4 protein-coding genes and 2 pseudogenes are annotated in these 7510 nt (G+C 58.0%); all 6 read left to right on the top strand.

From position 1 onward, the window contains the following. Positions 1-78: 78 nt before the first annotated feature. Positions 79-729, top strand: a pseudogene (locus WS68_RS26925) (Mu transposase domain-containing protein); the annotation flags it as partial. A 100-nt stretch (positions 730-829) separates the two neighbouring features. Then, positions 830-1894, top strand: a pseudogene (locus WS68_RS23770) (cell surface protein); the annotation flags it as partial. 9 nt (positions 1895-1903) lie between these two features. Beyond that, a complete protein-coding gene (locus WS68_RS23765) occupies positions 1904-2713 on the top strand; it encodes an immunity 49 family protein (RefSeq protein WP_059573181.1) in 810 nt (269 codons plus the stop codon). A gap of 28 nt (positions 2714-2741) precedes the next feature. Further along, positions 2742-2966 carry a CDI system lipoprotein BcpO gene (gene bcpO, locus WS68_RS26920; protein WP_082710265.1) on the top strand — a complete coding sequence of 75 codons (225 nt, stop codon included), beginning with the start codon at positions 2742-2744 and terminating at the stop codon, positions 2964-2966. Positions 2967-2990: 24 nt separating this feature from the next. Continuing rightward, positions 2991-4727: a ShlB/FhaC/HecB family hemolysin secretion/activation protein gene (locus WS68_RS23760; RefSeq protein ID WP_059573180.1), complete on the top strand. Its 1737-nt coding sequence runs from the start codon at positions 2991-2993 to the stop codon at positions 4725-4727. A 1363-nt stretch (positions 4728-6090) separates the two neighbouring features. Beyond that, positions 6091-6276, top strand: coding sequence for a hypothetical protein (locus tag WS68_RS23755; RefSeq protein WP_059573179.1), 186 nt, complete (start codon positions 6091-6093; stop codon positions 6274-6276). Positions 6277-7510 lie beyond the last annotated feature (1234 nt).

Genomic DNA, 7510 nt, shown 5'->3' with positions numbered 1-7510 from the left:
GCTCGACCGCCCGAACGCGGTCTTCGTATGAATACATGGACTACCTCCAAGTAGTCCAAGATTTTGTCCGCATCCCCGTACCACACCCAAAGTCACGAAATGTTGTTCGATGCGCATGCCCGCGCCTTCGTCGCGTTCGGCGGAGTGCCGCGTCGCGGCATTTACGACAACATGAAAACTGCGGTCGACAAAGTTGGCCCCGGCAAGGAGCGGGCGATCAACGCTCGCTTCCATGCAATGAGCAACCACTACCTGTTCGAGCCCGAATTCTGCAACCGGGCCGCTGGCTGGGAGAAAGGAGTCGTCGAGAAAAACGTTCAGGATCGTCGTCGCCAGATCTGGCATGAGGCAATCCGGATGCGTTGGGAGTCGCTCGATGTCCTTAATATATGGCTAGCGGAGCGCTGCCGTCAGGCATGGCACGAACTGAGGCATCCTCAGTGGCCTGAGTTGACCGTGGCGGAGGCGCTGCAAGACGAACAGCCGCGGTTGATGCAAAACCCGAAGCCCTTCGACGGCTACATCGAGCAGCCGGTGCGAGTATCAGCAACCAGCCTGATCCACTTCCAACGCAATCGCTACAGCGTACCGACCGAGTACGCGAACCACGTCGTCAGCTTGCGTACGTATCCGGCCTTCCTGAGCATCGTGGCAGATGGCGCAGAAATCGCCCGACATGCTCGGAGCTTTGATCGCTACCAGACGTTCTACGACTGGCGTCATTACGTCAACTGGGATACCGTCACATTGGCGTCGGGCAAGGATCTCACGATCAGCGGCAGCACGGTCAGCCTGGATAAAGGCAATGCGAACCTGATGGCGAGCGGCGAAGGTTGTCGAGCAGCTCGCGAAGGAAAAGGCGCAGGCGGTATGCCGCGGCGATTCAAGTTGCGTGGCGAAGGCAACGACTTACTGGACCGACATGCTCGAGCGCGCGGCGAAGGGAATGGTCGACGACACCGCCAACAAGGAAAACATGGCGTATCTCCAGACGCTGATCCAGACGGCGAACAATCCGACCAGCGAAGGCGCAATGGGAGGCCTCAGCTCTTACCTGGCGAACCTTCAGACAGCGCAAGACATGTTGTCGCAGTATATGGGCAAGCCGATTCTGGTACGCGGTTCGCCCATATTTTCTGCCGGTTCGCCGGAGACGTATTTCAGCGCGACGCCTGCGCAACGTTCGAACCCGTATCTGAATACCCTGGGTACACTGCCCGACTCTATCGTGCCGGGCGGAAGCCAGCGCGACCAGAGTCGAGTGGATTCCTTCGCCACGCAAAACGGCTCCGTGAAACCCGATTACACGATCGAGGAAACGGTCATCGGCGGTATCCTAACCAACAAGATCGCGTCGACGGTCGCCCGCGTGGGTGAGTCGATTGATGTTTGGTTGGCGGGGCCGGTGAATCCGACGGGCAAAGGGTTCATCAGCACTGGCAAGGTAACGATGGAGAGCATGCCGGTGAAATTGAATACCGCGGAACAAGGCGTGCTGTCACAACTCGACCAGCTGCCGTCGAAGGATTTGCAGGGGCAGGCCCGTGAATATGTGGCGAACAACTACTTCGTGCGCAACGGCTTTACTCCACTGGATGGTAAGTGTGGCGTCAATTGCTTTGACGGCGTCTACATCAAGGGTGACACGGTATATATCAACGAAGTCAAGCCATTGAACGCGAACGGATCGGTCCAGCTCAATGGCCCATCCGGTAGCTTGCCAACGCAAATGACTGATGGATGGATTGATAGCGCAGTTGCCCGTCTTCGAGGTGGAGATGCAAATCAAAGGGCAACCGCCGACGTGATCCAGAAGGCAATTGATAGTGGAAAACTTGTAAAGGTCGTTACGGGTGTTAATTCTAATGGTGCAACACTTGTGAAGATAAAATAAGGTGTCGAAATGGATGCAGAGGTGATTAAGCGGAAATCTTTTGGATTTGATGCGGCCATGCGGCATATTCCGGAGATTTCAGGAAAGATCCGAAATCGGATCAAGCCTATTGATTTGAAGCGCTGTTATGATGGACTTTCGAGAGATCACTCCGTAGTCGGACTTTATGATTATTTTGTCAATGGCGATATGCCATCGCTCAAAAATAATTTATACGTCTCGTGTGTTCTCAAGTTGACTTCCCTCGCCATAAGCGAGGATCGCTTCGAGCTGCAAACACCAGATTACTTATTGTACTCGATGATGTCCGACTCCAATGCGATGGTCCAGGCGTTCTCGGTCGCCTCACCTCAGGGGTTCGTGAGTGCAAGAGAAGATCCATTAAATAACCAGTTCTATGTTCACATGCTTCAGTTGGCTATGATGGGCGACGATGTTTCTCTAGCTGACAAGATTCGCCGAATGGCGAAGAACGGTCGGAATCCGCTGAGAACTGAATGCGAGCGTGGTGAGGATTTTTTCTCGACGTTGATTCGTGGCGATAAAGAAGGGCTTGAGCAAATCATTCGCACTGACGCTTCACGCAAGTCGGAGCACGTGTATACAGAGGATTATTTTTCATTCTTGGCCGTACTGGAGGCGAAACTGTGCTGGCGCCGAGGTGTTTTTGTTGAAGTCGATCATCCGCTGGTGCCAATGGAGCTGATGCCGGTGAAGCCTCTCGATCACTACGATGACGTCTACGACTTTCTGAAACCCGGTTGGGTGCCTCCTCCGCAAGGACTGATCGGTCGCGTTTCCCGGTGGTTTAAGACATGATCGATCGACGTCCCGTGACGCTGAGGTAATGATGAAGAAATCCAAATGGTCGGCGGCTCTGGCGTTTGTTATGTCAGCGCTTCTCGCGGCATGCGAGACCGTGCCACCTGATGCTCCTCCGCGTCCTTCGCCGAAACCGGAAATGGAGCCCGTGTTGCCGTCGTGGTCGAGCACGATCTGGGTCATGGGCTTCTGGAAATGGAGTGGTACCGAATGGGTTTGGATTCCGGGGCATTTAGCCCCCAAGCCATAAAATCGAACGAACAAGACCACATTTATGACAATCCGTACCCCGGTCGTGCTGCTGTCGGCCGCATGGCTGATTCCAATGGCCGTGTCGGCGCAAGAAACTCCTCGCCCGATCATTTCGGGCAACGACCAGCAAATCCGACAGCAGGAAGAAGCGCGCGAGCGCGAACGGACCGTCACAGCGCCCGGGGTGCGTTCGAGCGTAACGGCGAGCGCAGGGTATCCAGCGCTGCCATCCGAAACGCCGTGCTTTCGCATTGACCGTTTTGCGCTCGACGTACCCGATGCGCTGCCTGCCTCGCTGAAGTCGCAAGGCGCGTCGGTGTTACCCATGGATCGTTTCGCCTTCGCGCGCGAATGGCTCGAGCACTACGCCGGCCAGTGCGTCGGCAAACAGGGGCTCGACCTGCTAGTCAAGGGCCTGTCGCAAGCCATCCTGGCGCGTGGGTACGTGACGACGCGCGTGCTGCTGCCCGAACAGGATCTCTCCACCGGCACGCTGAAGCTCTCGCTGATCCCCGGTGTCATCCGCCATGTGCGCTTCGCCGATGAAAAACTGCGCGGTACGTGGAAAACTGCCTTCCCGACACGTGACGGCGAACTGCTGAACTTGCGCGATCTCGAACAGGGCCTCGAGCAGATGAAGCGCGTGTCGAGCCAGGACGTGTCGATGGAGATCGTGCCGGCCGACGTGCCGGGCGAGAGCGACGTCGTGCTCGACGTGAAGCGCGGCAAGCCGTGGACGGTCGTCGCCTCGATTGACAACTCGGGTACGCGCGCGACCGGCCGCTTGCAGGGCAACTTGTCGCTCGGCATCGACAACCCACTCGGATTGAACGACCTCTTCAACATTGGCGTGAGCCAGGATCTCGAGTTCGGCGACAAGCGCCTCGGCTCGCACGGCTGGAACGGCTTCTATTCGATCCCGTGGGGCTACTGGACCGCGACGTTGTCCGCGTACACGAATACCTACTACCAGCAGATCGCCGGCGTGAACCAAACGTTCATCGCGAGCGGCAATTCGAAGACGGTCGATTTCAAGCTGAACCGCGTGCTGTCGCGCAGCCAGAACGACGTGTTCGGCGTGCAGTTCAGGTTGTCGCGCCGCTTTGGCCAGAGCTTTATCGAGGATACCGAAATTCCGCAGCAGTGCCGCAACAACACGTTCGTCGAAATCGGCCTGACCGATCGCCATTACTTCGGCGGCGCGCAATTCGACGGCACGTTGGCCTATCGGCAGGGGATCGGCGCGTTCGGCGCGCAAGACGACAGCCTGGCGGCCACAGGCGGGCCGACGTACCGCTACAAGATGGCGGTGCTCGATGCGAACCTGTCGGTGCCGTTCGCGATCGCGCAACAGCCGTTGCGCTACGTGACGGCCTTCCATGGCCAGTACACGGGCAACACGCTGTACTACATCGACGACCTGACGATCGGCAGCCGCTACACGGTGCGCGGCTTTGACGGCGAGACGATGCTGGCGGCGGCGCGCGGGTTCTACTGGCGCAACGAATTGCAGATGCCGATCGGTCAGACGGGGCAAGCGATTTATGCGGGGCTGGACTACGGCCATATCTGGGGCCCGCAGCCGGTGTCGCTGGTCGGCACGCAGCTCGCGGGGGCGGTGATCGGCGTGAAGGGCAGTGTGGGCACGCGGTTCGGTGCGTATGCGTATGATCTGTTCGCCGGCACGCCGGTCTACAAGCCGTCGGGGTTTCCGACGGCGCGGGTGACGCTCGGGTTTCAGGTGACGGCGCAGTTTTGATGACGGCGTGTTCCACAGCCCGGCTCCATACGCACCAGAAAGGGCTGGCGAGGGCAAGGGACCGACACATTTTTGGATCAAGCAAATTGCCGCTGTCTTGTCCGTGAGCCACGCCCCCCGTTGTCCGCATCTCGGTGGTGACTACATCATCAGTGCCGGATTCTCTCCGGCGTCACCGCATCAATAGAGGACAATCTTTCAAACCATGCATGAGGCAAACAGCGTCGAACCGTACGGCCACCTCGTCGCGCTGTTCAGAGCGGCCCCGCTCGCAAACACTGCTGACGCTTACGAAGTGCTGTTGCCTTGGTGTCTCACCACTTCCGCAGATTGATGTACAGCCAGTCGCGCAACGAAAGCCACGTGGTTTATTACGCGCTATACGATGTATAGCCTGATTGGCACTGGCGCCCGGATGGCCTCGAAAACTATGCACTTTCGTACGGCACGGCAATTCGCCAGTGCGGCAGACCACCGTGCTATTCGGTATGCAGCTACTTCAGTGAATGCGGCAACAGATAATTTGCCCAATCCTGCATTAGCCCGGTACGTTTGGCGAATAGATCACCGCGTGCATAGGCCGCTTCGGTTTGATCGCCGATGATATGCGCCAGCGCGGCCTCCGAAACTTCGTTCGGGTACTGGGTGGTTTGCCGACTCTATATTGGCCGACACTCTCGATTTCAAGGTTTGCGCGGCTTTCTTGACAGCCTTGTGAGTCACGCTGGCTGCGTTCCCACCGCGGCCTTGATCGGCGCGGCACTTCCTTCTCTGTATCCTTCTTTTCCTACCTAAATCATATGCATCGCAAAGGCGCTCTATCCAGCCGTCCGGGGATGAGCGGCGGCAATGTCATCCGAAGCGGGCCACGCAGATGCAATGCGCCGAGTGCAAATGGCCGGGATCGTGCATTCGACAGCGCATGCCGCTACAAGCGTGAGCGGGACCGGGCGTGATGGCAGCCTGATGTGCGATGGCGGTATGCGCGTGTTTGCGCGACAAACGCGTACTGGCCGCCGATACGCGACCCGGTTGTGTCCGTGTTCCGTGGGGCATGGTTGCCGCGCCCGCGTTCGTGCAGGGTCGCGGGACGGCGTGAGCGCGGCCGCATCGATACGGCTTGCAAAGCATGCCGGCACTACGATCGCCGCATCTGGGCGTGGCGGCAGTGCCAGTTATGCATGCGGCGCGTGAGCGACGGCGTCGAGCGGATTGGCGGGGCTATCAGCACTGGACGGTTGCGCTGCGGCGGCCCAACTCCAAGCCGATGGCCGATTTTTTGATGCGAGTTCCAGGTGGTTTGATCGACGATTTTATTTCGATTTGATTCGTGCGCGAAAGCGGTTCGTGCGATGAAATGAGAATGAATGCTCGCGAATCAATCGGCTTGACCGATCAAGGTGGTCATGAAACTGGCGGCCGCGGGATGCATGCATATAAGGAAAATATTCTGCACGGCGACGCGCGTGAATATCCTGATGCCGTTTCATTGGAAACTGAAATGCAAAAAAATGTCGTCATGTCCAAAAACCATGGTTTTCTTCATTGAAGCGGATTTTTTTCGACAACGAAAGTGTGGCGGAAAGACAGTTTCAGCCGGTTTTGCAAATGGAGCCTCCTTTTCGAATAGGCGGATGGACGTGATGCGATGTCGGGAAATCAATTGTGATTGGTAAGGAGGCTGAATGGCATGGCGGCCCCGATTAACTGCCGGGCACGGCCGGGATCGACGTCGAATGATATGTTGATGGCGTGAATCGGGGGTGTCTGCGTGAATCGTGAAATCCGGGCGCGTTGCAAGGAGAATAATGGCGGGTGCCGATCGTATCGGGCTGCGGCGAGGTTGGCGCAGGCGCTTGCTCACGGGCCGCGCCCAAGCCTGTAGCGCCGAGCCGTTCAACGCAGCGCACGGTTGCCGCAAGAGCGGGCCGTACCGATCGACTCGATACACGCACTGGCTTTAGCGAGTGGCGACGCGGGGAAGGTGGGCGCGCGGGCGCCGATACAATCCCGGCTGTAGAGCGCCATGCGTTTATCGTCCGATCGAGGCCAGCCGGATGCATCGCCGGGGCGAGCACGGGGCGGGCGGAGTGAACGCCGCGATCGGTCAGCACGCGTTCGCAGGTGCAGCATGACAGCGCGTCGATTTGCAATGGGATATTTTGTTCTTTGCGGGATCGCGGACTTAGCCGGTTTTAGCGGGCCGACAGTAATTCGAAACGAGTGTTCGGCTACGCGCGCGGCACGGTTTTCAAGCGCGCGTGATGCATGGTCGAATGGACTGGCGGGCCTGGTGCGTCAATGCATGAGGGCAATAGTCAGCGGTATCGAACGCCGCCCATGGGAATTTGGAAATCGAGCAGGCGCGGTGCCGGCGGGAGACGGGCGGCTCACGGAAATGGCGCATCGCAGCGAGGCGTGTGTTGCAGGGCAATATCGGATGGATTGTTAAAGAAAGATAAGTCGGGGGATGAGAAGTAAAAATCCGCTGGACAAAAAGGACCGTTTTTGTCGGTTCAATAAAACTCGCTGCGACCTCTCGATAAATCAATTGGATAGCGAACCCGTCAGCGCTCGAATCCTACTGTGATACAAACGGTCGTTTTTTTCCGTGCCGAACGCGTTGAGCAGGGCTTGGCCATGCACGGAAAGATACGCGTGAAGACCGCCTTGGACCAGGGCGGAAGCGCGGGTGGCTGAATGCTGTGAATCGCCCCGGGTTCATCGGAGACCGATTTGTTTGAGTCAGGCCGCCTTGGCGACGTCCTCAAACTGCCGATAGT

Origin of the sequence: Burkholderia sp. TSV86 (genome assembly GCF_001522865.1) — a bacterium.
Taxonomy (GTDB): Bacteria; Pseudomonadota; Gammaproteobacteria; order Burkholderiales; family Burkholderiaceae; genus Burkholderia.
The sequence above is the reverse complement of the archived record's forward strand: the minus strand, read 5'-3'. Positions and strand labels throughout refer to the sequence as shown.

What these genes read in the sequence shown, in the direction of transcription:
- WS68_RS23765 (WP_059573181.1), top strand. Translation starts at nt 1,904, where the DNA reads ATGGATGCAGAGGTGATTAAGCGGAAATCTTTTGGATTTGATGCGGCC.
- bcpO (WP_082710265.1), top strand. Translation starts at nt 2,742, where the DNA reads ATGATGAAGAAATCCAAATGGTCGGCGGCTCTGGCGTTTGTTATGTCA.
- WS68_RS23760 (WP_059573180.1), top strand. Translation starts at nt 2,991, where the DNA reads ATGACAATCCGTACCCCGGTCGTGCTGCTGTCGGCCGCATGGCTGATT.
- WS68_RS23755 (WP_059573179.1), top strand. Translation starts at nt 6,091, where the DNA reads ATGAATGCTCGCGAATCAATCGGCTTGACCGATCAAGGTGGTCATGAA.